The organism is Streptomyces sp. TLI_105 (assembly GCF_900105415.1).
Classification (GTDB): domain Bacteria; phylum Actinomycetota; class Actinomycetes; order Streptomycetales; family Streptomycetaceae; genus Streptomyces.
Map to the genome: position 1 here is coordinate 7,425,776 of NZ_FNSM01000001.1, position 23,727 is coordinate 7,449,502.

19 protein-coding genes are annotated in these 23,727 nt (G+C 74.2%); 8 read left to right on the forward strand and 11 right to left on the reverse strand.

Translation table 11 applies throughout. From position 1 onward, the window contains the following. The first annotated feature begins 3 nt into the window (after window positions 1-3). Window positions 4-153: a hypothetical protein gene (locus BLW86_RS42240; RefSeq protein ID WP_177181829.1), complete on the forward strand. Its 150-nt coding sequence runs from the start codon at window positions 4-6 to the stop codon at window positions 151-153. A gap of 45 nt (window positions 154-198) precedes the next feature. On the opposite strand, the gene BLW86_RS33895 is transcribed toward BLW86_RS42240, so the two are convergent. Then, entirely contained in the window at window positions 199-1,563 is a 1,365-nt protein-coding gene (locus BLW86_RS33895) for a DUF6777 domain-containing protein (RefSeq protein WP_371129638.1), read from the reverse strand. 115 nt (window positions 1,564-1,678) lie between these two features. Between BLW86_RS33895 and BLW86_RS33900 the strand changes: the two genes are divergently transcribed. Next, window positions 1,679-2,998, forward strand: coding sequence for a streptophobe family protein (locus tag BLW86_RS33900; protein WP_371129639.1), 1,320 nt, complete (start codon window positions 1,679-1,681; stop codon window positions 2,996-2,998). 117 nt (window positions 2,999-3,115) lie between these two features. On the opposite strand, the gene BLW86_RS33905 is transcribed toward BLW86_RS33900, so the two are convergent. From BLW86_RS33905 to BLW86_RS33915, 3 genes are read right to left on the reverse strand one after another with little or no spacing between them, the layout of a single operon-like run. Then, window positions 3,116-4,126 carry a serine/threonine-protein kinase gene (locus BLW86_RS33905; RefSeq protein ID WP_093877555.1) on the reverse strand — a complete coding sequence of 337 codons (1,011 nt, stop codon included), beginning with the start codon at window positions 4,124-4,126 and terminating at the stop codon, window positions 3,116-3,118. Further along, on the reverse strand, window positions 4,126-4,791 hold the full coding sequence (locus BLW86_RS33910) for an SH3 domain-containing protein (protein WP_093877556.1): 666 nt from the start codon (window positions 4,789-4,791) through the stop codon (window positions 4,126-4,128). The genes BLW86_RS33905 and BLW86_RS33910 overlap by 1 nt, the downstream gene beginning before the upstream one ends. A 33-nt stretch (window positions 4,792-4,824) precedes the next feature. Beyond that, window positions 4,825-7,422, reverse strand: coding sequence for an FHA domain-containing protein (locus BLW86_RS33915; RefSeq protein WP_093877557.1), 2,598 nt, complete (start codon window positions 7,420-7,422; stop codon window positions 4,825-4,827). A gap of 55 nt (window positions 7,423-7,477) precedes the next feature. Here BLW86_RS33915 and BLW86_RS33920 point away from each other — a divergent pair, with 55 nt between their 5' ends. Then, window positions 7,478-8,191: a TetR/AcrR family transcriptional regulator gene (locus BLW86_RS33920; protein ID WP_256341511.1), complete on the forward strand. Its 714-nt coding sequence runs from the start codon at window positions 7,478-7,480 to the stop codon at window positions 8,189-8,191. Here BLW86_RS33920 and BLW86_RS33925 read toward each other — a convergent pair. Then, window positions 8,155-8,961, reverse strand: a complete 807-nt coding sequence (locus tag BLW86_RS33925) for a class II aldolase/adducin family protein (RefSeq protein WP_093877558.1) — start codon at window positions 8,959-8,961, stop codon at window positions 8,155-8,157. The genes BLW86_RS33920 and BLW86_RS33925 overlap by 37 nt on opposite strands. A 105-nt stretch (window positions 8,962-9,066) precedes the next feature. Continuing rightward, entirely contained in the window at window positions 9,067-9,960 is an 894-nt protein-coding gene (locus BLW86_RS33930; RefSeq protein WP_093877559.1) for a DUF3626 domain-containing protein, read from the reverse strand. 137 nt (window positions 9,961-10,097) lie between these two features. Between BLW86_RS33930 and BLW86_RS33935 the strand changes: the two genes are divergently transcribed. Both BLW86_RS33935 and BLW86_RS33940 read left to right on the forward strand, forming a co-directional pair. Continuing rightward, window positions 10,098-10,790: a ThuA domain-containing protein gene (locus tag BLW86_RS33935; RefSeq protein WP_093877560.1), complete on the forward strand. Its 693-nt coding sequence runs from the start codon at window positions 10,098-10,100 to the stop codon at window positions 10,788-10,790. A 124-nt stretch (window positions 10,791-10,914) separates the two neighbouring features. Next, complete coding sequence (locus BLW86_RS33940) at window positions 10,915-11,925, forward strand: aldo/keto reductase (RefSeq protein ID WP_093877561.1); 1,011 nt, start codon at window positions 10,915-10,917, stop codon at window positions 11,923-11,925. A gap of 88 nt (window positions 11,926-12,013) precedes the next feature. On the opposite strand, the gene BLW86_RS33945 is transcribed toward BLW86_RS33940, so the two are convergent. Then, window positions 12,014-12,754 carry an alpha/beta hydrolase gene (locus BLW86_RS33945; RefSeq protein WP_093877562.1) on the reverse strand — a complete coding sequence of 247 codons (741 nt, stop codon included), beginning with the start codon at window positions 12,752-12,754 and terminating at the stop codon, window positions 12,014-12,016. Window positions 12,755-12,936: 182 nt separating this feature from the next. Beyond that, the gene (locus tag BLW86_RS33955) at window positions 12,937-13,425 is read right to left on the reverse strand and encodes a VOC family protein (RefSeq protein ID WP_177181830.1); all 489 of its coding nucleotides are present in this window, start codon (window positions 13,423-13,425) and stop codon (window positions 12,937-12,939) included. Between the two features lie 200 nt (window positions 13,426-13,625). Here BLW86_RS33955 and BLW86_RS33960 point away from each other — a divergent pair, with 200 nt between their 5' ends. Next, window positions 13,626-15,023 carry an NADP-dependent succinic semialdehyde dehydrogenase gene (locus BLW86_RS33960; protein ID WP_093877564.1) on the forward strand — a complete coding sequence of 466 codons (1,398 nt, stop codon included), beginning with the start codon at window positions 13,626-13,628 and terminating at the stop codon, window positions 15,021-15,023. A 26-nt stretch (window positions 15,024-15,049) separates the two neighbouring features. Here BLW86_RS33960 and BLW86_RS33965 read toward each other — a convergent pair whose 3' ends face one another. Next, window positions 15,050-16,078, reverse strand: coding sequence for a PHP domain-containing protein (locus BLW86_RS33965; protein ID WP_093879021.1), 1,029 nt, complete (start codon window positions 16,076-16,078; stop codon window positions 15,050-15,052). 10 nt (window positions 16,079-16,088) lie between these two features. After that, the gene (locus BLW86_RS33970) at window positions 16,089-18,173 is read right to left on the reverse strand and encodes a SpoIIE family protein phosphatase (protein ID WP_093877565.1); all 2,085 of its coding nucleotides are present in this window, start codon (window positions 18,171-18,173) and stop codon (window positions 16,089-16,091) included. A gap of 306 nt (window positions 18,174-18,479) precedes the next feature. Here BLW86_RS33970 and BLW86_RS33975 point away from each other — a divergent pair, with 306 nt between their 5' ends. Continuing rightward, window positions 18,480-21,968, forward strand: a complete 3,489-nt coding sequence (locus BLW86_RS33975) for an AfsR/SARP family transcriptional regulator (protein ID WP_256341512.1) — start codon at window positions 18,480-18,482, stop codon at window positions 21,966-21,968. Between the two features lie 324 nt (window positions 21,969-22,292). On the opposite strand, the gene BLW86_RS33980 is transcribed toward BLW86_RS33975, so the two are convergent. Next, on the reverse strand, window positions 22,293-23,138 hold the full coding sequence (locus tag BLW86_RS33980) for a siderophore-interacting protein (protein ID WP_093877567.1): 846 nt from the start codon (window positions 23,136-23,138) through the stop codon (window positions 22,293-22,295). Window positions 23,139-23,325: 187 nt separating this feature from the next. Between BLW86_RS33980 and BLW86_RS33985 the strand changes: the two genes are divergently transcribed. Continuing rightward, complete coding sequence (locus BLW86_RS33985; protein WP_030692259.1) at window positions 23,326-23,529, forward strand: hypothetical protein; 204 nt, start codon at window positions 23,326-23,328, stop codon at window positions 23,527-23,529. Window positions 23,530-23,727 lie beyond the last annotated feature (198 nt).

Genomic DNA, 23,727 nt, shown 5'->3' on the forward strand with positions numbered 1-23,727 from the left:
CCGATGTCCGGACACTTCACCGACCGAGACGAGCGGATGTGGCAGCGGCGCGCGGAGGAGCGGGCGGCCCGCCCCCTGCGGCTCGGCCCCTGGCTCCGCCGCCTGCGCCCCGCCCCGGTGGAACGGGGCACCGCACCCCGCACCCCTGCCTGACCCCCAGCGGAACGATCGCCCACAACGGGGGGTGCGGGGCGCGGTCTACGTCGTGCTCGGTGCGCCGCCCGACGGGGACTGGCTCGTGAGGTCCGCCGAGCTGTCGGAGGCCGGTGCCGACTCCGGGCTCGACGACTCCGTCGACGGCGTCGAGTCGCTCGGACTGGAGGAGGAGTCGGACGGCGGCGGCGGTGAGGAGGAGGAAGGGGACGTCGACGTCGGGGGAGAGAGCGTCGAGGGGCACGGCGACGGCGTGATCCCGTTGCTCGGCGTCGGGGTCTCCGCGCCCGTCACCGTCACGCAGGGCACCGGCGACAACGGGGAGACCGACGGCGACGAACTGGACAGGGAGGTCGAGGGGGACGCCGACGGGGAGATCGGGGGAGGCGGCGGCGTCGGCTTGTCGTGCTCGCCGGTGTCGCCGTGCTTCCGCGCGAACCAGCCGTCGTCCTGGGGGTCGTACACCACGAAGACGTTCACGACCGTCACCGAGGGCGCCACCACGACGACCTGCTGGGGGCTGTACCCCTGCCAGGGAGTGCCGGTCGTGCGCGGCGCCTTCTGCGCCACGGGACCGGTCAGCGGATTGCCGCAGGCGCAGCGGACCCGGGGCACGCCGTGGCTGTCGACCATGACCGCCGTGCCGGCCTGGAGCACCGACTGGTAGGTGGTGGCGGCGCCGTTCCGGAAGCCGTGGTTGGTCACCCGGGTGTCGACCCGGAGCTGAAGCGGGGTCAGGGAGCGGAGATACGCCGGGACGCCGTTCGCCGGGATGCCGATGACCGAGGCGAAGGCGGCGCTCTTCGCGGGTTCGGCGGAGAGGTAGCGGACCTGCTGCTCGACGTCGCAACTGGAGACCGACCGCGTCCCGCCGTAGAGGCCGGGCGTCGCCCCCGACATCTGGGGCACGGCCGAGGCGGTACGGGGCGGCAGCGAGGCCGGCGGGGCGGAACTGCTGCTGGTGCGGGCCGTCGACTTGGTGAACGGGTCAGGGCCGGTGGCGGCGGCGTTCTGCAGGAAGACCTCGCCGCCGCCGGATCCCGCCGTGTCGCCCTTGTCGCCGGGGCGGTTGGTGAGGACGACCGCGAGCGCCGCGGCCGCCACGAGCGCGGCGGTGACCGAGGCGACCTTCGGGACGGAGCGCCACCAGGGACCGCCGCGTCCCGAGCCTCCGGCACGGGACGAACCGCCGCCCGACGGGCCTCCGTCGCCGCCCCCGCCGCCCGACGAACCACCACCACCGCCCCCGCCGCCCGACGGGCCGCCGCCACCCCCCGAACCGTCGTGGGGCGGTCCGGGCGGCGGTGGGGGACCGGCGCTTCCCGGGCGTGTGCTCGGACCCGAGAGGGGGCCCGAGGGGGGACCTGCGGGGGGAACCGACGGAGGGCCGGACGGCGGGTGGGAAGTCACTTTTTTCCCTTTCTTCCGTTCCGCGCCCATTGTGTGCGCGGAACGGTACCCGTCCGCAAGCGGAAGCCCTTCCGCCCGCAAGCGGACCCCCGGCCCCGGTACTAGCGTGGGCAGGGTGACGAGCAGTCGGCTCCCCACCTCCGCGCGGTCGTCCGCGCCCCCGGCCGGGCTTTACGCCCGCGTCGTCCTCCAGGCCCTGGCCGCCGTGGTCGCCGGGTTCGTCGCGATGGGCGTGGTCGCCGGGCTCGGCCTGTGGGCCGCCGGCGCCGCCGATCTCCCCGGCGGCTTCACCGCCGTCCTCGCCGCGGTCGTCGTCATGGCCTCCGGCGGCAAGGTCGAACTCTCCGGCGACGCGGGCGCCCTCGCCGGCACCCAGGCCGAACTGACCGCCATGCCGCTCACCGTCACCCTGGTGGGCGCATTGGTCACCGGTTTCTGCTTCCTGCGCCCCCTGCGCCACCACGCGGTGACCAGCGCCCGTGAACTCCTGCTCCGCGCCGCGAGCGTCGTCGTGCTCTGGCTGGCCGCCCTCGCGGGGATCTCGGCCCTCGCCCGCCACGACTTCCCCCTCACCCTCGGCGGCGGCAACGCCCAGGACCCCCTCATGGACCTCTTCGGCGACCTCCTGGACGCCGTGAACCCGACCGTCGGCTTCCGCACCGACGTCGGACCCACGCTCTTCTACGGGCTCCTGTGGATCCTCGGCGTGCTCGCCGTCGCCCTCCTCGTCTCCCGCAGGACCCCGCTGCCGCCCCGGCTCGTCCGCTACCAGGAACCCGTCCGGCCCGCGGCCTTCGCGATGCTCCTGCTGCTCCTCGCGTACGTCGTCGTGGGCCTGGTCATCGGGATCGTCGTCGCGGCGACCAAGGGCCACACCGCGGAGACCTTCGCCGTCCTCCTCCTGGGCCTGCCCAACGTCACCTGGCTCGCGCTCGGAGTGGGCATCGGCGGCTCCTGGCAGGGCAAGGCGGAAGGTCCCTTCGGCCTGCCCATGCCGCAGATCCTCGACGCCGTCCTGCGGGGCGACGGCGACAGCCCCGACCTCTCGACCGTCGACCTGTCCTCCCTCGCCGCCCAGGACGCGCGCGCGTGGTGGCTGCTGCCCGTCGCCGCCGTCCTGGTGCTGGCCGTGGCCTTCGTGGCGGCCGTCCGCTCCCCGGCCCGGACCACGCTCTGGCAGCACTCCCTGCACCTGGGCATCGCCTTCGCGCTCACCATGCTGGTCGCCGCACCGGTCACCCTGGTCGAGGCCCACTTCGGGCTCTCGGTCCTCGGCATCGGCGACCTCGCCTCGCTCGGCGGCGAGGTCGTGCTCCGCCCGGACGTCTGGAAGACGGCAGGCTTCGGACTCCTCTGGGGCCTGGCCTTCGGCTTCCTCGGCGGCCTCCTCGCCTCCCGCGTCCACCGCAAGGGCGAGGTCGACCAGAACACGTGACCGGGGCACCTCACCGTGCGTGGGGCACCGCCGAGGACGAGGCCCCGCACCACGCCGGGCCCCCGCCCGCCGGCCGGCTCCACGGGCTCCCGCAGCCGGTCGTGGAGCCACCCGGCCTCACCCGCGCGCCCCGCCCGGGTCCAGTTCGCGGAAGACCGGGCGCGCCCATGCGGGCGGGGCGGGTGGTGCGCCGAGGGCACGGGGGCCTCGGGGCGCCACCGGGCCGTCGGCGGCGGGCGCGTCGGTCAGGACGGCGCGCAGTTCGGCGACGAACTCCAGGCACGTTCCGTACCGCTCCTCGGGGGTCTTCGCCAGTGCCTTGGCGAAGACCGCGTCCGCCGCCGCAGGCAGCCCCGCCCGCACCTCGGAGAGCGGGGGCGGCGGATCGTACTGCTGCGCCCACAGCACCGCCCAGTCGGTGTCGCGGCGGAACGGCGGCGCCCCCACGAGGGTCTCGAAGACCACGCACGCCAGGCTGTAGACGTCGCACCGGCCGTCCACCGGTTTGCCGGAGATCTGCTCGGGCGCCACGTAGTCCAGCGTCCCGACGAACTCGCCCACCGTCGTGAAGCCCGTGAGGGACAGCGACTTCTTCGTCAGTCCGAAGTCGGTCAGGTAGACGTGCTCCGGATGGTCGCCGTCGGTGCCCTCGGCGACCAGGATGTTGCCGGGCTTCACGTCCCGGTGCACCAGGTCGTGCGCGTGCGCCGCGTCCAGGGCCGAGGCCACCTGCACCGCGATCCGGCCCGCCTTCACCGGCGGCAGCGGCCCCTCGCGGTCGAGCAGGGCCACCAGGTCCTGCCCCGCCACGTACCGCATGGCGATGTACAGCACGCCCTCCGTCTCGCCCGCCTCGAAGACCGGCACGATGTGCGGGTGGTCGATCGAGGCGGCGACCCGCGACTCGTGCGCGAAGCGCTTGCGGAAGGTGTCGTTGCGGGCCAGCTCCGGGGCGAGCAGCTTCAGCGCCACCGTCCGGCCGAGGCGCAGGTCCCGCGCCCGGTACACGACCGCCATGCCGCCGCGCCCGATCTCGCCCTCCACCCGGTAGCCCGCGATCTCCTTGCCGACGAGACCCGAGGGCCGGCCCGCCGGGATCTCCGGGTCCCCGTGCGCCCCGCCGGCCATCAGCCCTCACCGTCCGGTCCCGGGGGCCGCTCCACGACCTGGGTCGGTGGCGGCCCGGCGGCGACGGCGGGGTCGCCGCGCAGCACCACCTGGGTCGGCTCGTGCCCCAGGGGCGCGGTGCCCACCCGTTCGCCGTCGGGCTCCCCGGACGGGGCGGCCGACGGCGCCGCCGAAGCCGCGTACGTGCTGAGCCCGACGCCGTCGCAGTACACCCAGCGCTCGTGCTCCGCGTCGTACAGCCACACCGACTCACCGTCGACGACCATGCCCACCCGCAGGCCGCGGGTCCGCAGTCGGAACGCCTCGCCGTCGAGGCGGCCCGCGCCCAGCTCCTCCGCCGCCCGCCGGTAGCGGCCCAGCGCGTCCTCGGCGCGCGCGATGAGCGGTCGGGGGTCGGCGGTCCTGGCGAGGGGCCCGCCCGCCGCCGGAGGGTCGTCGGGCACGCTCACGAGGAGGCGGGCGTCGACCCATGCGGTCCAGCCGTTGGAGCACAGCACCCGCCCCCAGTCGCCGGCCCGCTCCACGAGCCGCACCGGCAGGAAGGCGTCGAGGGGCACGGTGGGCAGCGTCGGGTCGGGCGCCTCCCAGGTGGAGAGCCCGGAGCGCGGCACCACATGGGTGGGCCGGAAGTCCGGCACGTCGTACTCGGACACGGGGACGCTCACGGCCTCACCTCCACCGCGGGAAAGCTCACGGGCCTACCTCCGCATCACGACCGGCTCGTGGCGGCGCAGCAGCCGCGCCACGAGCAGGCCGAGGACGAGACAGAGCACCACCAGGACGCCCATGTCGAACAGCCAGGCCTCCGCCGTGTGCCGCATCAGCGGATCGGCGGTCTTCTCGCTCGGCGCGATCTTCCCGATGTCGATCGTCGCGCCCATCGCCGCGAACGCCCACCGCGAGGGCACGAGCCAGGCCAGCTGCTCCAGGACGAGCGTGCCGCGCACCTTCAGGAGCGCCCCGCAGAACACCACCTGGACGATCGCGAGGAGGACGAGCAGCGGCATCGTCACCTCCTCCTTGCGGACCAGCGCCGAGACCAGCAGGCCGAGCATCATCGCCGTGAAGGCGAGCAGCGCGACGGCGAGGGTGATCTCCACCAGGGGCGGCATCAGGACGCCCTTGCCGCCGGGCACGTTCAGCGGTACGCCGATCAGCGCCACCAGCGTCAGGACCACCGCCTGCACGACCGTGATCAGTCCGAGGACCACCACCTTCGAGGCGAGATAGGCGGACCGGGAGAGGCCGACGGCTCTCTCGCGCCGGTAGATCGAGCGCTCCTTGACCAGCTCGCGCACGGCGTTCGCCGCGCCCGTGAGGACACCGCCCACGCAGAGGATGAGCAGCACGTTCATCGTCGACTCGGGGTTGAGGCTGCCCGCGGACAGCGCCCGGGCCATCGCGCCCATCACGAACGGCAGCGCGATCATGATGGCGAGGAAGGTCCGGTCGGCGGAGAGCGCCGCCGCGTACCGGCGTACGAGCGTCCGCAGCTGGGAGCCCCAGCTCTGCGCCTTCGGCGGAGGAGCCGGCTCCCCGGCCGCGGCCCCGCCCGCGGAAGCGGAGGCTCCTGGCACGGGGCCGTCGGGGCCGGCCGTCGCGTCCGCGATGTACCGGCGGTGGAAGCGGGAGGTCCGGTACTGCCCGGCCCAGTCGCGGTCCCGGTCGTTCTCGAAGGCCTCGAAGGCCTCCGGCCACTGCTCGAAACCGAAGAAGCCGAGCGTGTCGGCGGGCGGCCCGTAGTACGCGACCCGGCCGCCCGGCGCGAGCACGAGCAGCCGGTCGCACACGTCGAGGCTGAGCACGCTGTGCGTGACCACGACGACCGTGCGCCCGTCGTCCGCGAGCCCGCGCAGCATGTGCATCACGGAGCGGTCCATGCCCGGGTCGAGCCCGGAGGTCGGCTCGTCCAGGAAGAGCAGGGAGGGCTTGGTGAGCAGTTCGAGGGCGACGCTCACCCGCTTGCGCTGGCCGCCGGAGAGGCTGTGGATCGGCTGGTCGGCGCGCTCCACGAGCCCGAGCTCCCGGATCACCTCGTCGACCCGGGCCTGCCGTTCGGCCGCCACGGTGTCCTCGGGGAAGCGCAGTTCGGCGGCGTACCCGAGGGCCCGGCGGACGGTGAGCTGGAGGTGCAGGATGTCGTCCTGCGGGACGAGCCCGATGCGCTGGCGCAGCTCGGCGTAGTCCCGGTAGAGGTCACGGCCGTCGTAGAGCACCTTGCCCCGGTCGGCCGGGCGCTGACCGGTGAGCGCGCCCAGGAGCGTCGACTTCCCGGCCCCGGACGGGCCGACGACCGCGAGCAGGCACTTCTCGCCCACCGGGAACGACACCTCGTCGAGGAGCGTGCGACGCCCGTGGTCGACGGTCACCGCGAGCGACCGGACGTCGAGCGAGACCTCGCCGGTGTCGGTGAACTCGACGAGCTGCCCGCCGATCAGGCAGAACGCGCACCGGCCGATGCCGACGATGTCCTCCGCCGTCACGCGGGCGTCCACGACGGGGGCGCCGTTGAGGAAGGTGCCGTTGTGGCTGCCGAGGTCGTGGATCCAGTAGGTGCCGTCGGGATGGGCGCGGAGCTCGGCGTGCCGCCGGGACACCACCAGGTCGGAGACGACCACGTCGTTGTCGGGGGCGCGCCCGATCCGGATGCTGTGGGCCGGCAGCGGCCGCACGGACGTCGGCTGCCGGAAGGTGCCGGTCATGGCGGGATGCGAGACGGAGGGCGGCCGGAGGCTCTCGGGCCGGAGCACGGGGTCGGGGACCGGTGAGGGCGGGGCCTCGGGCCGGTGCTCCGGTACGACCTCGGGCGGGGACGACGGCGGGGGCGGTGACGCGTCCCGTACGTCCTCCGGCGCGGCTTGCCCCACGTCCTCCGGTACGGCCTCTCGTACGGCCTCCGGCGGGCCCTCTCGTACGTCCTCCGGCGGGGGAGGGGACTCCGGTACGCCACGGGGCCCCGCCGGCCGGGCCGGGGCGCCGGTCGAGAGCACCGCGCGCGGTCCGTCGTCCGGATGCCCGAACCGTACGACCGTCCCGGGACCGACCTCCCGCGCCCGGGCGACCCGCAGGCCGTCCGCGAACGTGCCGTTCGTACTGTCCTCGTCCGCCAGGGTCCAGTGGCCGCCCACGGCGCTGAGCACCGCGTGGTGCCAGGACGCCCGGGCGTCCGCCAGCACGATGTCGCTGGTGGGGTCGCGCCCGATGCGATAGACGCGACTCGGGTTCATGAGCGTCGAGTCCCCGTCGATCTCGAGGATCAGATCGGGTGCCGAGGGCACGACGGGCCGCTCTGCCATGCGTGAATTTTATCCGCCGCCGCTGATCGCCGCCCGGGAAGGAGTCGCCGGTAAGGTGGGCGTCCGCCGCGCGAGCGGCCCGACCGAGGAGGACGCACCCGTGCCGAAAGGTGTCACCAGGCGGCGGCCCCGCACCCGCGCGGCGCTCCTGAAGGCAGCACTGGAGACCTTCGCCGAGCACGGCTTCCACGCGACGACGATCGAGCAGATCTGCGAGCGCGCCGGTTACACGCGGGGCGCGTACTACTCGAACTTCGCGAGCAAGGAAGAGCTCTTCCTCGCCCTCTTCGACGAGCACAGCGAGCGGACCGTACGGCGCCTCGCCGAGTCCATCGACGCGCTGGCGCCCGAGGAGTACACCCTGCCCCGGCTCGCGGAGCTCGCCGCCCGCGTCGAACCGGACGAGCGGGAGTGGTACCTCGTCACCACCGAGTTCACCCTGCACGCCATCCGCGACCCGCAGGCCGCCTGGGTGCTCGCGCGCCACGACGAGCGGCTGCGGGCCGAGATCGCCCGCGGCCTCACCCTCGTGCTGCGCCGCGCCGGACGCGAACTGACCGTGACCGCCGACCGGTTCGCCCGCCTCCTCATCGCCCTGCGCGAGGGCGGTCTCGCGCAGAGCTACGTGGAGCCGGCCGAGCTGCCGCCCGGGACGCTGGAACGGCAGTTCCTCGTCCCGCTCCTGGAGGCGACGACGCGGGAGATTCCCGCTCCCTCCGACCGGCCCGGGAGTCAGTCGAAGAGGTCGGGGTCGGACGCGGTGATCTGATCCCACAGGGGGCGCGCCTGGAACCACCCGGCCAGGTGTCCGCCGATCTGCCCCCGGGTGAGGAGGGCCGTCTCGCGGTCGATGAGCTGCGGGGTGCCCGCCGCCATCGCGAGGAGCTGCGCCTGGCAGGAGCGCTCCATGGTGACGAACCACCACACGGCCTCGGCGACGGAGTGGCCGACGGTGAGCAGCCCGTGGTTCTTGAGGATGACCGCCTTGTGGTCGCCGAGGGCCTTGGCGACCCGCTCGCCCTCCTCGGTCTCGTTCACGACGCCCCGGTAGTCGTCGTAGATCCCGTGGTCCTCGAAGAACGCGCAGGCGTCCTGGGTGATCGGGTCGAGCGGGATGCCGAGGCTGGAGAAGGCCTTGCCGTGCAGGGAGTGCGAGTGCGCGGCGGCGACCGCGTCGGGGCGGGCGGCGTGGACCCGGGAGTGGATGACGAACGCGGCCCGGTTCACGGGCCTGCGCCCTTCGAGGACGTTCCCCTCGTGGTCGACCAGGATCAGGTCCGAGGCCTTGATCTGGGTGAAGCTCATGCCGAACGGGTTGACCCAGAAGGCGTTCGGGTCGCCGGGGTCGCGGACGGTGATGTGCCCGGCGACGCCCTCGGAGAAGCCGAACCTCCCGAAGATCCGGAACCCGGCGGCGAGCTGTTCCTTGCGGTACGTGCGCTCCTCCTCGACGGACCCGAAGGTGGGCGGCAGCGGGACGACGGCCCCCTCGGGCAGGGGTCCGACGGCGGCGGCGATCGCGGGCGGCACGGTGCTCATGGCGGCTCCTCGGTGAGCGGAACGCGTGGGTGGTGCACGGCGCGCCAAAAGATACAGAGATGTATCCGATACGCCAATGCATCAGGAGCCGGTGTGGCGTACGGCTCAGCTCCGCGGCCGCACCGGCCACCGTGTCGGCGTGCGGTCGGGATTTCGGCGCGCGGCCCCGGGCCGGGGCCTCGCTCGGCTCGTCGGGGCTCCGAAGCGGGCCAGGCAGTGCCAGACCTTCTTCACGTCCTGCGGGTCGTACCGCCCCGATCCCGCCGCCTCCTGCACGATCCGCGGGTCGAGCCGGCCGTCGACGGCGATCCGGGCCGCCAGCTCCACGTACTCGGGCCCCCGGAAGTCGGGGTACCGCCGCAGCTCGTCGACGGAGACGCGGAAACCCCCGTGCCACTCCACCCGACACGGCAGCCGCCGTGCCGCCTCCTCCACCTCCGTACCCCGGTGGCTCGGGTCCAGAACCAGCGCCTCCACGTCCCGCCCGATCACGACCGGGCCGTGGACCTGCGCCTCTATGTAGTCGTCGAGCGGATCCTTCTCGTCGGCCTCGGCGAGGGCGATCAGCCGCATCCGGGACGCGACGCCGAAGTCGCCGGGCTCCAGGAAGCTGTCGGGGTAGCAGAAGCTCGCGCGCTCCACGGCGGCCGCCGTGAGCCGCAGATGGGCGGAGCCGAAGCGGGGCGCGGCGCCGAAGGGGCGGCGGCGGAAGTCGAGCGCGCCGTAGACCGGGCGCGTCTCCGCCGGGGCCGCGTCGTACGCCCCGCCGAAGATGCGGCTCTCCCAGCGCCAGCGGTCCCCGCCGGGGCGGGCGGTGAGGCCGCCGTTGCTGGTGCCGGTGACGAACTGGGAGCGGTAGACCCCCTCGTCCGCGAGCCGGTGCAGGAAGTGCGGATGGAAGTTGAGGGTGACCCGAAGGTCGGGGTCGAGCGGATCGCCGGTGGAGCGGTCGGTGACATGCGCGAGGGCCCGCCGGGCATGGTCGTGAAGGGGTGTCATCGGGGCAGTGTGCAGGAGCGGGAGGGGTTGCGGCCCGCGGTTTTCGGTGGCTACGGTCGAGGGGAGGGAGAAAGCGCTTTCTCCCTCGTTGTCGGACCCGTCTCCCTTCCCCGCGCACCCGCCCTGGAGTCCTTCGCGTGACCACCGCCGACGTCCTCGTCCACACCCGCACGGCGGGGTACCGCCATGACTCGATCCCCGCCGGCGCCGCCGCTCTCGTCGAGCTGGCGGCGGAGCTCGGCCGGGCGGCCGAGGTCACCGAGGACCCGGCGGCCTTCACTCCCGAGCGCCTGGCGAGGTGTGCCGTCGTCGTCCTCCTCTCCACGACGGGGAACGTCCTGACGCCCGAGGGGCGTGCCGCCTTCGAGGCGTACCTCCGGGGCGGCGGTTCCCTCCTCGCCGTCCACGCGGCCGCCAACGCCGAACCGGACTGGCCCTTCTACGGCGAACTGCTCGGCACCCGCTTCGACGGGCACCCGGAGATCCAGCCGGGCGCGGTGCTCGTCGACGACCGGGAACACCCGGCGACCGCCCCGCTTCCGGAGCGCTGGGACTGGACGGACGAGTGGTACAACTTCACCTCCGACCCCCGGACTTCCGGGCGGCCCGTACGGGTCCTGGCCCGGGCCGACGAGACCGCCTACCGGGGCGGCACCCACGGCGCCGACCACCCGCTGGTCTGGTGCCGGGAGATCGGCCGGGGTCGCGTCTTCTTCACCGCCCTGGGGCACGCGCCGGAAGCCTATGGCGACCCCGTCTTCCGGGCCCACCTCAGGGGAGCCCTGACCTGGCTGACGGCCGATCGCGCTGCGGCGGCCCCTTTGCGTTAGCCAGCGCGTGCAAGTATTGTCTTCACCTGTAAGGCGCGCTTGCATATAGATGCGGCGCTCATCGACGGGACCCGCCCCTCCGGCCCGCCCGCCCACCCCCCACATCTCGCGAAGGCACTGCACCATGTCGCTCAAGGACATCCTTCCCGGCCGTCTCGGCTTCGGCACCGCCCCGCTCGGCAACATGTTCCGCGCGATCCCCGACGCGGAGGCCCGCGCCACCGTCGAGGCCGCCTGGGACCACGGCATCCGCTTCTACGACACCGCCCCCTTCTACGGCGCCGGCCTGGCCGAGGAGCGCCTCGGCGAGGTCCTCGCCGGCAAGCCCCGCGACGAGTACGTGCTGTCGACCAAGGTCGGCCGGATCGTCCTCGACGAGCACGAGACCGACGTCCCGGACTTCGGCGAGAAGGGCGGCCTGTTCGAGCACGGCAACCCGAACAAGATCCTCCACGAGTGGACCGCCGACGCCACCGAACGCTCCATCGAGGGCAGCCTCAAGCGTCTCGGCACCGACCGCCTCGACATCGTCTGGGTCCACGACATCGCGCAGGACTTCCACGGCGACGCCTGGCTCGGCAAGTTCGAGGAGGCCCGCACCGGCGCCTTCCGCGTCCTGTCCCGGCTGCGCGACGAGGGCGTCATCAAGGCCTGGGGCCTGGGCGTCAACAAGACCGAACCCGTCGAGCTCACCCTCGCCCTGGACGAGCCGAAGCCCGACGGCTTCCTCCTCGCCGGCCGCTACACCCTCCTCGACCACCACCACGCCCTGACCCGACTGCTGCCCATGGCCCAGGAGCAGGACGTCGACATGGTCGTCGGCGGCCCCTACAGCTCCGGCATCCTCGCCGGCGGCACCCACTTCGAGTACCAGCAGGCCCCCGCCGACATCGTCGAACGGGTCACCCGCATCAAGGCCCTCACCGAGAAGCACGGCGTCGGCATCAAGGCCGCCGCCCTGCAGTTCTCCCTCGCCCACCCCGCCTCCGCCGCCGTCATCCCCGGCGCCACCCGTCCCAGCCGGATCGCCGAGGACACCGCCGCCCTGAACGAGACCGTCCCGGCCGCCTTCTGGGCCGACCTGCGCACCGCCGGCCTCGTCAGCCCCGCCGCCCCCCTCCCGTACGGCGCCTGACCGACCCCGACGGCGTCGTCATCGAACACCGGCATCTCCGCCGGCGGCCCGGGCGCGCACCACGCGTGCCCGGGCCGCCGGCCCGGCCTCACCTCAGGTGCCGGGCGAAGAACTGGGCCGCGGCGTCCCCCGCGAACTGCGGGACGCCGGTGTGCCCGCCCATGTTGGCGTGGAGGGTCTTCTCCTCGGAGCCGAAGGCGTCGAACAGGTCCAGGGACGCCTGCCGGTCGTTCCCTTCGTCGTCCCACTGCAGCAGGACGTGCAGCGGAATGGTGACCTGGCGGGCCTCCTCGAAGATCGCGCGAGGCACGAAGCTCCCGGCGAAGAGTCCGGCGGCCGCGATGCGCGGCTCGACCACCGTGAGGCGGACGCCGATGGAGATCACGCCCCCCGAGTACCCGACCGGGCCGCCGATCCCGGGCAGCGTCAGGAGGGCGTCCAGGGCGGCCTGCCATTCCGGTACCGCTCTGTCGACGAGCGGGAGCACGAGGGCGTCGACGATCTCGTCGCCGACCGGCTCGCCGGCTTCCACGGCCCGGCGCATGTCGGCGCGGGCCTGCTCGGCGGCGGCCCAACGGGGCCGGTCGCCGCTGCCGGGGAGCTCGATGGTGGCCGCGGCGAAGCCGTCCGCCGCGGCGCGCCGGGCCCGGTCCACCAGTCGGGGGTACATCTTGCGCAGTCCGAGCGGGGGGTGGCCGAGCAGGATCAGCGGCGCCGGTGCGGATGCGGATGCGGATGCGGGAGTCCACAGGATGCCGGGGATCTCGCCGAGGGTGAATTCGCGTTCGAGGACGCCGTCGTCGAGGCGCTGCTCGGAAGTGAATCGCATGGTCGTGCCTTTCGGGAGTGCTCTGGAACGGCGCTCCCGGGCGACCTATCGCCCGACCGTGGACCCAGAGGGGAGCACCCATGTCGATACTGTGTTCACGGGTACCACCTCCTCGTTCTCTCGCACGGCCTCCCGGAAAGTAGCAGCGGCCGCCACGCTCCGCCAACAGGTTTTCGCGGCCCCTAGTGGGCGAACCCGCCCTTGGGCTCGATGATCTCCAGGTTGGTGCCGTCGGGGTCGTTGAAATAGGCCACCTTGGTGCCGAGGGCCGCGTCCGGGGTGACCTCGCCCGCCAGGAAGGTGTAGTCGTCGCCCAGGAAGTCGTAGCCCGCCTCCTTCATGCGCTTGTACACGGCGTCGAAGTCGTCGACCTCGAAGCACAGGTGCATGGATCCGGGGCGGTTCGCCGCCCCGTTCGTCCGCCAGCCCACCGGGTCCTGGAACTCGATGAGGTCGATGCCGAGGCCGTCGATGTTGATCGTGGCGTACCGCAGATTCGCGTCGGGCAGTCCCTGCGACTTGCCGAAGGCCACACTGTTCATGGTCCCCTGCGCGACGGGCGGCCGTCCCGTCAGGGCCTGGTAGAAATCGATCGCCACGTCCAGGTCCGAGACCGAGATCCCGACGTGCGCGCCCCGGGTGAGCCCGATCGGAGTGCTGGAAACAGCCATGACGAATGCCTCTCGTTCGTGAGCTCCGTGCGGATGCTTCTGTGCCCATACTCCCGAATAGTTCGGATTGCGCATCCTTGGGCCCGGTCCCGCTCCGGCTGATCGGGGCGGCGGGTCACCCCACCGCCCCGCCCCTGTTGCGCCGACGGTCGGGGAGGGGAAGGTTACGGACGGGGGCCGATGGCAGGAGGAGGCACGTCATGGGCATCGCCACCGTGAACCCGGCGACGGGTGAGACGCTGCGCACCTACGAGGCCCACGGGCCCGAGGAGGTCGAGCGACGCATCGCCGCCGCGCACGAGGCGTACCGCCAGTACCGTACGACCTCCTTCGCCGAACGCTCCCGGCTCATGCGCGCCGCCGCGACCCTCCTCGACGAGGACACCGAGGACATCGCCCGCACCATGACCACCGAGATGGGCAAGCCGATCGCCGCCGCCCGCGCGGAGGCCGCCAAGTGCGCGAAGGCCATGCGCTGGTACGCCAAGCACGCGGAGGAGCTGCTCGCCGACGAGCACCCGGCCGAGAGCGACGTCCAGGACTCGGGCGCCGACGTGGCCCGGGTCCACTACCGGCCCCTCGGCCCGATCCTCGCCGTCATGCCCTGGAACTTCCCGCTCTGGCAGGTGATCCGCTTCGCCGCGCCCGCGCTCATGGCGGGCAACACCGGCCTCCTCAAACACGCCTCCAACGTGCCGAGGACCGCGCTCTACCTGGGCGACCTCTTCCGCCGCGCCGGATATCCCGACGGCTGCTTCCAGACCCTCCTCATCGGCTCCCGCGAGGTCGAGGGCGTCCTCCGGGACCCCCGGGTGGTGGCCGCCACCCTCACCGGCAGCGAACCGGCCGGCCGGTCCGTCGCCGCCATCGCGGGCGGCGAGGTGAAGAAGACCGTCCTGGAGCTCGGCGGCAGCGACCCGTACATCGTCATGCCCTCCGCCGACGTCGTCGGAGCCGTGAAGACCGCCGTCACCGCGCGCGTACAGAACAACGGACAGTCCTGCATCGCCGCCAAACGGTTCATCGTCCACCACGACGTGTACGACGACTTCTCGGAGCGCTTCACCGCCGCCATGAACGCCCTCACCGTCGGCGACCCCCTCGACGAGTCCACCGACGTCGGCCCCCTCGCCACCGAGCAGGGCCGGGCCGACCTGGAGGCGCTCGTCGACGACGCCGTCGAGCGGGGCGCCACCGTCCTCTGCGGTGGACACCGCCCGGAGGAGCCGGCGCTCCGGAACGGCTGGTACTACCGGCCCACCGTCCTCACCGGCATCACGCCGGAGATGCGCATCCACCACGAGGAGGCCTTCGGGCCGGTCGCCACCGTCTACCCGGTCCGCGACGTCGAGGAGGCCGTGGCCGTCGCCAACGACTCCCCGTTCGGCCTCAGCTCCAACGTCTGGACGCGCTCCCAGGAGGACATCGCGTTCTTCGTCCGCGACCTGGAGGCGGGCGGCGTCTTCGTCAACGGCATGACGGCCTCGCACCCGGCGCTCCCCTTCGGCGGGATCAAGCGCTCGGGGTACGGCCGGGAACTCTCCGGCCACGGCATCCGCGAGTTCTGCAACGCGACCACGGTCTGGCAGCGCGCCTGAGAGCGTGGACGGACACCGTCGGTCCCTCAGCCCCGTGCCCACTCCAACAGCCGCTCCACCGGCCAGGTGTTGATCACCCGCTCCGGTGGGACCCCGCACTCCTCGGCCCGTGCGCAGCCCAGGATCTGCCACTCCAGCTGACCGGGCGCGTGGGCGTCCGTGTCGACGGCGAAGCACGTGCCCGCCGCGACCGCCGTCCGCAGCAGCCGACGCGGCGGATCGAGGCGCTCCGGACGGCTGTTGACCTCCACCGCCGTCCCCGACTCGGCGCAGGCGGCGAAGACGCGCTCCGCGTCGAACTCGGACTCGGGCCGCAGCCGTCCGCCCGCCACCAGGCGTCCCGTGCAGTGACCGAGCACGTCCATCAGCGGGTCGCGCACGGCCCGTTCGAGGCGGCGGGTCATCGACCGGGCGTCCATCCGGAGCTTCGAGTGGACCGAGCCGACGACCAGGTCGAGACGGTCGAGCAGCTCCGGTTCCTGGTCGAGCGAGCCGTCGTCCAGGATGTCGCACTCGATCCCGGTGAGCAGCCGGAAGGGCGCCCACTCCTCGTTGAGCCGCGCCACGACCTCCAGTTGCCGCCGCAGGCGCTCGGGCGACAGGCCCCGCGCCACCGTGAGGCGCGGCGAGTGGTCGGTGAGGACCGCCCATTCGTGCCCGATCGCCGCCGCCGTCCGCCCCATGGCCTCGATGGTGGCGCCGCCGTCGGACCAGTCCGAGTGCAGATGGCAGTCACCGCGCAGGGCCGTCCGTAGCGCCTCACCCGCGTGGCCGCCCCCCTCCGTGGGGCCCAGTGAGGCCTCCAACTCCTCCTCCAGACGCGCCAGATACTCCGGCACCCGCCCCTCCAGGGCCTCGCGCACCACCGCCGCCGTCTTCGGCCCGACGCCCTTCAGCGATTCCAGGGTGCCGGCGGCCGCCCGCCGGGCCGCCTCGCCCTCCGGCAGGGCGGCGACGGCCGTGGCGGCGGTCCGGAAGGCACGCGCCCGGTAACCCGGCGCCTGGGCGCGTTCCAGCAGGAACGCGATGTGGTTCAGCGCGGCGACGGGATCCACGGCGGCCTCCTCACCCACCGCCGGGGGCGGATTCGACCGCCACCGGCACGGGCCCGATCTCGCACCACACCGCCTTGCCCTCGCCGCGCGGCTCCACCCCCCACCGGGAGGCCAGCGCGTCGAGCAGGAGCAGCCCCCGACCCGAGGTGGCGGCCTCGCCGGGGGTGCGCCGCCGGGGCCAGGCGCTCGACCGGTCCTGCACCGAGAGCCGTACCCGCCGCACCGGCTCGGGCAGCACCTCCAGCGTCAGCACCGCTCCGCCCTCGGTGTGCAGCAGCACGTTCACGAGCAGTTCGCCCGTCAACAGTTCGGCGTCGTCGGCGAGTTCCGGCATGCCCCAGTCGCGGAGCGCCTGTCCGACGGCCGCCCGCGCGTCCGAGAGGCCCTGCGGGTCGGCCTGGTGGATGTACTGGTGGATGCGCGGTGCCCGGGGCGTGCCCGGGTCCGGGCTGCGCCGCAGCACGAGGAGCGCCACGTCGTCGCCCGAGCCCCACCGCTCCCAGAGGCGCTCGGAGAGGTGGTCGGCGAGCGCCTCCGCCTGCGGCGGACCGCTGGCGATCGCGCCCGAGAGCGCGGCGAGACCGGACTCGATGTCCGAGCCGGGCTGCTCGACGAGCCCGTCCGTGCAGAGCACCAGCGTCTCACCGGGCACGAGGTCGAGCCGTGTCTCCGGGAACTCCTCGTCGCCGAACACGGTCGCGAGACCCAGCGGGAGCCCGCCCCGCAGCTTCGGCTGCCCGACCCGGCCGTCGGTGTGCCGGATCAACGGACCGAGATGCCCGGCCCGTACGGCGCGCAGGGCGCCGCTCGCCAGGTCCACCTGCGCGTACGTGCAGGTCGCGAAGCGGTTGGTGTCCAGCTCGGCGAGGAACCGGGAGGCCCGGGCGAGGACGGTCGACGGGGCGTGCCCCTCGCCGGCGTACGCGCGCAGGGCGATCCGCAGCTGCCCCATGATGGCGGCGGCGTGGGTGTCGTGCCCCTGGACGTCGCCGACGACGATCCCGACCCGGCCGCGCGGCAGCGGGATCACGTCGTACCAGTCGCCGCCGACCTGCCGTCCGCTCCACGCCGCGTGGTAGCGGACGGCGATCTCGCCGCCGGGGAACTGCGGGATCCGACGCGGCAGCATCGTCTCCTGGAGTCCGGTGGCCAACTCCCGCTCCTCGTCGAAGAGGAGCGCCCGCTGGAGCGACTGGGCGACGATCGCCGCGAGGCCGAGCGCGAGGTTGCGCTCGTCGGCGTTGAAGGAGGTGCGGCCCCGGTAGAACAGGGCCATGCCGCCGAGCGAGCGCGCCTGCGCCACCAGCGGGAGGTAGCAGGCGGCCCGGAACTCCAGGTGCGGGAGGTAGGGGGCGAGCTCGGGGAAGTCCCGCCCCAGCGAAGGGAACGAGGAGACGAACCGGGGCCGCCCGCTCAGCACCGTCTCGGCCAGCGGCAGTTTCCGGTCGAGGCGACGGCTGCGGAAGTCGTTGAGGACGTCGAGGGACTCCCCGCTGAGCGCGATGATGTTGAGCGAGCCGTTCTCGACGAGACCGAGGGCGAGGCCGTCCGCGCCGAGCCGGGCGAGGCCGCCCGGGCCGGTCAGGGCGGCGGTCACGTCGTCCACGGTCACCGCGCGCGACAGGGCGCTCGTCGTCCGCTCGACGATGTTCGTCTGGACCTCGCGCCGCTTCTCCAGATCCTGCACGAAGGCGAAGTGCGCGACCTCGGCGGTCGTGTCCCGCACGATGCCGACGATCCGCCGGGCCCGGCCGTCCGGCGAACGCAGGATCCGCGCCTGCACGTGCGTCCAGTGGGGTGAGCCGTCGGCCTGCGGGATGGGGAAGTGCGCCGTGTACGAGACCGCGCCACCACGTACGGCCTGTCGTACGACGTCCTCCAGCTTGACCTGCTCGTCGGGCGCCAGGCGCGTCACGATCGACACCGGTCGTCCGTCGAAGGTGTCCGGGGCCACGCCGAAGATCAGCAGCCCGGACTCGTCGACATCGATGGTGCCCGTGTCGAGATCCCAGTCGAAGCTGCCGGTCCGGTTCATGGCGAGCCACTCGGCGGGCCCGATCTCGCCACTGCGCGTACGCCGGTCGTCATCGGTCATCCTCCCCATTGTCGAACCCGCACCCCGCGGACGCCATGGCGGCGACACGGCGTGGCGCGAGTTCGCCGCGACGAAGCGGGCCGGACCGAAGCGGGCCGGACCGAAGCGGGCCGGACCGAGTCGGGCCGGACCGAGTCGGACCGGATGGAGCCTGACCGGGCCGAGTGGACCGATCCGTCATGATCCGTCCCGATCACTCCTGGACCGTCCCGGTCCGGGAGTGATCGGGACGGATGGGCAGGAGGGGCCGGTCCGGTGGAGAGGGCGAGGAGATCTCCCCCGCCCGCGCCGGGGCAGAATGGGCCGGTGCAGCCGCCGCCCTACCGTGTTCTCGGTCCGTGCCAGGCCTTCCGTACCGACGACGGGACGGAGGCGGTCCTGAGCGGTGCCAGGCTCCGGGCCCTCCTCACCGCACTCGCCGCGGCCGGCGGGCACGCGGTGGGCCCCGGCGCGCTGATCGACCAGGTGTGGGCCGACGGCGACCCGGCCGACGACCAGGACCGTACGGCGGCGCTCCAGGCCCTCGTCGGCCGCCTGCGCCGGGCCCTCGGCCGCGAGGCCGTCGTCTCCGCCCCCGGTGGCTACCGGCTGGCCGCCGACCCGGACGCCGTCGACCTGCACCGCTTCGAACGGCTCGCCGCCGAAGGCGCCGTCGCGCTCGCCGCCGGCCGTGCCGAACGGGCGGCCGCGCTCCTCGACGAGGCCCTGGGCCTCTGGCGCGGGCCCGCCCTCGCGGATCTGCCCGGCCGGGACACCGACCCCCTGGTCGTACGGGTCGATCAGCGGCACGCGCAGGCGCGGCGCGACCGGCTCGCCGCCGACCTGGCCCTCGGACGGGCCGACGCCGTGCTCGCGCCCCTCGCCGCGCTCGCCGCAGGACAGCCGCTCGACGAACCCCTCCAGGCCCTGCGGATCCGCGCCCTGCGCGCGGCCGGACGGCCCGCCGAGGCCCTCGCCGCGTACGAGGAGGTCCGCACGGCCCTCGCGGACCGGCTCGGCACGGACCCCGGACCGGAACTGCGCTCCCTGCACGCCGAACTCCTCACGGAGGACGGGCCCGTGCCGCCCTCGCCTCCCGCTCCGTCCGCGCCGGCCGGCGCCCTTCCCGCCCGCCTGACCTCGTTCATCGGCCGGGCCGACGAACTGGACTCGCTCGCCGCGGCCTGGGACGGGCGGCGGCTCGTCACCCTCACCGGGCCGGGCGGCGTGGGCAAGACGCGGCTCGCCCTGGAGGCGGCCGGGACGTACGAGGGCCCCGTCCACCTCGCCGAACTCGCCTCCGTACGCGGGGAGTCCACGGTCGCCGCCGCCGTCCTCACCGCGCTCGGGGCCCGCGAGACCCAGCTCTGGCACACCCCGGCCGTTTCCCCGGCCGACCCGAAGGACCGGTTCGCGGCCCTCGTCGAGCACTGCGCCGGGCGCCGGATGCTGCTGGTCCTCGACAACTGCGAGCACGTCGTCGCCGAGGCGGCGGAGCTCGCGCAGGCGCTCCTCACCCGCTGCCCGGGCGTGACCGTCCTCGCGACGAGCCGCGAGCCCCTGGGAGTGCCGGGGGAGGAGGTACGGCCGCTGGGCCCGCTGCCCGTGGACATGGCGCTGCGGCTCCTCGGGGAGCGGGGCGCGGCCGCGCGACCGGGGTTCCGGGTGGCGGAGGACCCGGAGGCGGCGGAGGAGATCTGCCGCCGCCTCGACGGACTGCCGCTGGCGATCGAACTGGCGGCGGCGCGGCTGCGGATGCTGTCGGTGCGGCAGATCGCGGACCGGCTCGACGACCGGTTCCGCCTGCTGACCTCGGGCGCGCGGACGGTGCTGCCGCGTCAGCAGACCCTGCGGGCGGTGGTGGACTGGTCGTGGGAGCTCCTCGACGAGGCCGAACGGGCGGTGCTGCGGCGGCTGGCGGTCTTCACGGGCGGGTGCGACCTGACGGCGGCGGAGGCGATCTGCGCGAGCGAGGCGCCCGCGCCCGCGATCGCGCCCGCGCCCGCACGGCAGACCCCGAGCACCGGCCTGCCGGACGAGCCGCATGCGCGAGGCGCCAACGGGCGGGGCGGGCGGGACGGGCGGGACGCCGACGTGCCGGGCGTTCCGGCCGCCGACGTGCGGGGCGTGCCCGACGTGCCGGGTGTCGACGTGCCCGCCGCCGGTGTCCTGGACGCGCTCGGTGCTCTGGTCGACAAGTCGCTGGTGGTGGCCGCGCCCGACGGCGGTGGGATGCGTTTCCGGCTCCTGGAGACCGTGGCCGAGTACGCGGGAGAGCGGCTGGACGAGGCCGGGGAGCGGGCGGCGGCGGAGCGGCGGCACCTCACGTACTACCGGGAGCTCGCCCGCCGGACCGAACCGGAGATGCGCGGACCCGGCCAGGTCGACGCCATCGCCCGCTTCGAGCGGGAGCACGACAACCTGCGCGGCGCCCTCCGGACGGCCGTCGCGCTCGGCGACGAGCAGGAGCTGCTCTGCCTGGTCCACGCGCTCAGTTGGTTCTGGCAGCTCCGCAACCACCAGGTCGACGCCCGCACCTGGGCCGCAGAGGCCGGCCGCCTCGGCCCCGACCCCTTCCAGGAGCCCGTCCGCCCTGCCGAGCCGCTGGAAGGCCGGTGCGTGGACGTGCCGCCGCCGTGGACCGGCGAGCGGCTGTGGGAGGCCCGGCGCGGCGGCCGGCTGTACGCCCTCGCCACCGAGGGCGGCGAGGGCGCCACCGCCCTGGAGCGGCCCGAGACCCGCGCCCGGCTTGCCGCCCTGGTCGCCGCGTACCGTCCGGGACTCCCGCAGACCTGCCGCCAGCCGGGCACCATGTGGTACTTCGCCCGGCTCATGACCGGAGAGCTCACCGGCCTCGACGAGGCCCTGACCCTGATCGTCGACGCCTGCCGCGCCCACGGCAGCGGCTGGGACCTGGGCTTCGCCCTCCTCATGCGGGCCAAGCTCGTCGGCCGGGGCGCCGACGCCGCCGAGGGACTCGCCCTCTTCGAGGCCGCCGGGGACTTCTGGGGGATCGCGGAGTCCCTCGCCGCCCGGGGCGAGGCCTACGAGCGGGAGGGCCGGCTGGCCGAGGCGGCGGCCGACTTCGAGCGGGCCACCGACGCCGCCGTCCGTGTCGGAGCGCGTTCCCAGGTGCCCGTCTTCACCGCCCGCCTCGCTGCCGTACGCCTCCGGCTCCGTCCGGAGGGGGACGCGGCGGCCGAGCGGCTCCTGGTCGAGGCCGCCGACGAGGCCGGGCAGTGGGGAGCCGAGGCCGCCGGCGGCGGCAGGCTGCTGCTCGCCCAGCACTACGGCAACACCGGGCGCACCGCCCTCGCCCGCGCGCAGCTCTCCCTCCTGGAGGAGGAGTTCGGGGACGTCACCCCGGCGCTCTTCTGGGGCCTGGTCGGCGGGACGTGGGCGTGGCTCGACTGCCTCGACGGCGCCTACGACCGGGCCCTGTCACGCCTCGCCCGGGCCGTCGTGGACATCGAGACCCTCGCCCACCTGGTCGCCCCGCACCTCGTCGTCGCCCAGTTCGGGACGGCAGCCTGGGCCCGTGGCGGCCGGGGCGCGCCGGGCGACGCCGAGACGGGGGTCCGGCTCCTCGGCGCGTACGACGCCCACGCCGGCTCCGACACGGGCGGCGGATTCCGCCCCTTCACCCCGGAGACCGAGGTCGCGATCCGGGGCCGCGCCGAGGCGGTGCTCCGCGCGGCCCTGCCCCCGGAGGCGTACACCCGTGGCTACGAGGAGGGCGCCGGCCTCTCCCTCAGGACGGCCGCCGCCCTGGTCCGGGAGGGGGAGGACCCCGGCCAGGGACCCGGCACGCGGTGACGCGACCCGGGCGGTGGGGCCCGGGTCAGTCACCGGTGAAGCCCCAGAAGCACAGCTCCGCCAGGACTCCCTCCTCCGCCTTGCGATGCGTCCCCTCGACCCTGGCGGGCCTGGGGAGGCCCCATGCACCAGGCGCCGCGGCCTTCTCCGGCCCCGATCCGCCGGACACGCCCTAGTGTCCTGAGTCGGAAGTCTTTAGGTAGATCTCTGCTTCGATCGACCGGCGGCCGCGCCCGCTTCTCACCGGGTGGGGGCTCGACTTGGAACCGTCGGCCCGAAGGCCGGAGGCTGAGAGAACCACCCAAGAATCTCCGACTCAGGACACTAGGCCTGCGACAGGCGTTCGCGGGCCTCGGCCAGGTCCTCCGGGGTCGGCGCGTCGTCCTGGGTGAGGCGGCGGCGCCAGTACCCGGTGAAGTGGACCGAGCGCCGGTCGACACCCCGCTCCTCGACGAGGTGCCGCCGCAGCCCGCGCACCGCCGAGGCCTCGCCCGCCAGCCAGGCGTACGGCCGACCGGTCGGCAGGTCGTCCGCCCGCACGGCCTCGACCGGCGAGTCGCCGTCGCGCAGGTGGCGCACGGTCAGGTCGCCCGCCGTGGGCAGCGGCTGCTCCTCGGCCGCGTCGGGCACCTGGACGTATGCGAGGGCCCGGTGCCCCGGCGGCAGCGCGGCGACGACCGTGGCGAGCGCGGGGAGCGCGCAGGCGTCGGCGTACAGGAGCGTCCAGTCGCCCGCGCCCGGATCGACGGGGACCGCGAACGCCGCCGACGGCCCGAACATGCCCAGCGTGTCCCCGGGCCGCGCGGACCGCGCCCAGCGTGTCGCGGGGCCCGCGTCCTCGCCCTCCTCGTGGAGGAAGAAGTCGACGTCGACGGTTCCGGCCGCCGGGTCGTGCGCCCGGAGGGTGTAGCTCCGCATCCACGGGCGTTCTTCCTCCGGAAGCGCCGCGTAGGCCCCGTACCAGCGCATGACGTCGCCGTCGGGCTCGGGTGCCGGCAGCACCGGCTCGGCCTGGCCCGGCCGGGGGAAGAACAGCTTCACCTGCTGGTCGGGGCCCGCGAGGGCGAAGCCGTCGAGGCTCGGGGCGCCGAGGGTCACGCGGCGCATGCGCGGGGTCACCGGACGGACGGCGGTCACCCGCAGGTGGTGCAGGGGCTGGGGCTGGGACATCGTCGGCTCCTCGGGTGGGGCGGGGGCGGACCCCCACGGTCGTCGGGCCCGTCGACACGCCGTCGACATCCCGTCGACACGGCGTGACCGCCCGGGTGGCACGGACGGTCCCGAGAGCGGCCCCGGATGCGAGGACGGGGACCGGACACGAGAATGGCGAGTGCCGGACGAACACGTAGGAGGCGGCATGAACGCTGAGCCCGACAAGACGTTCCTGGGGGAGCGTCCGACGCCCGACAAGCAGCTGCACGCCGGCCCGGAGGGCGGCGAGTTCACGGCCGAGGATCTGGTCCTCGCCTCCGGCCGTGACGTGAATCCGAAGACCCTCGCCTGGGCGGAACGCCGCATGGCGGAGAAGGGGCGCGCCTCCATGGAGGAGCTTCTGCCGTAGGACCCGTCCGGCCTACGGGCCGGTTCTCGTCCTTCCCCCTCCCGCAGACCCCGGATCGGTCGCACCGAACCGGGGTCTCGGGCGTCCCGGAGGAGTCCCGAGGCTTCCGCATTTGTGGAACACGTTCTACCGTGTCCGCCGTCGCGCGTCGCACCGCACGGGGACGCAGCGGACGCCGCAGGACGCCGCCACGGGAGG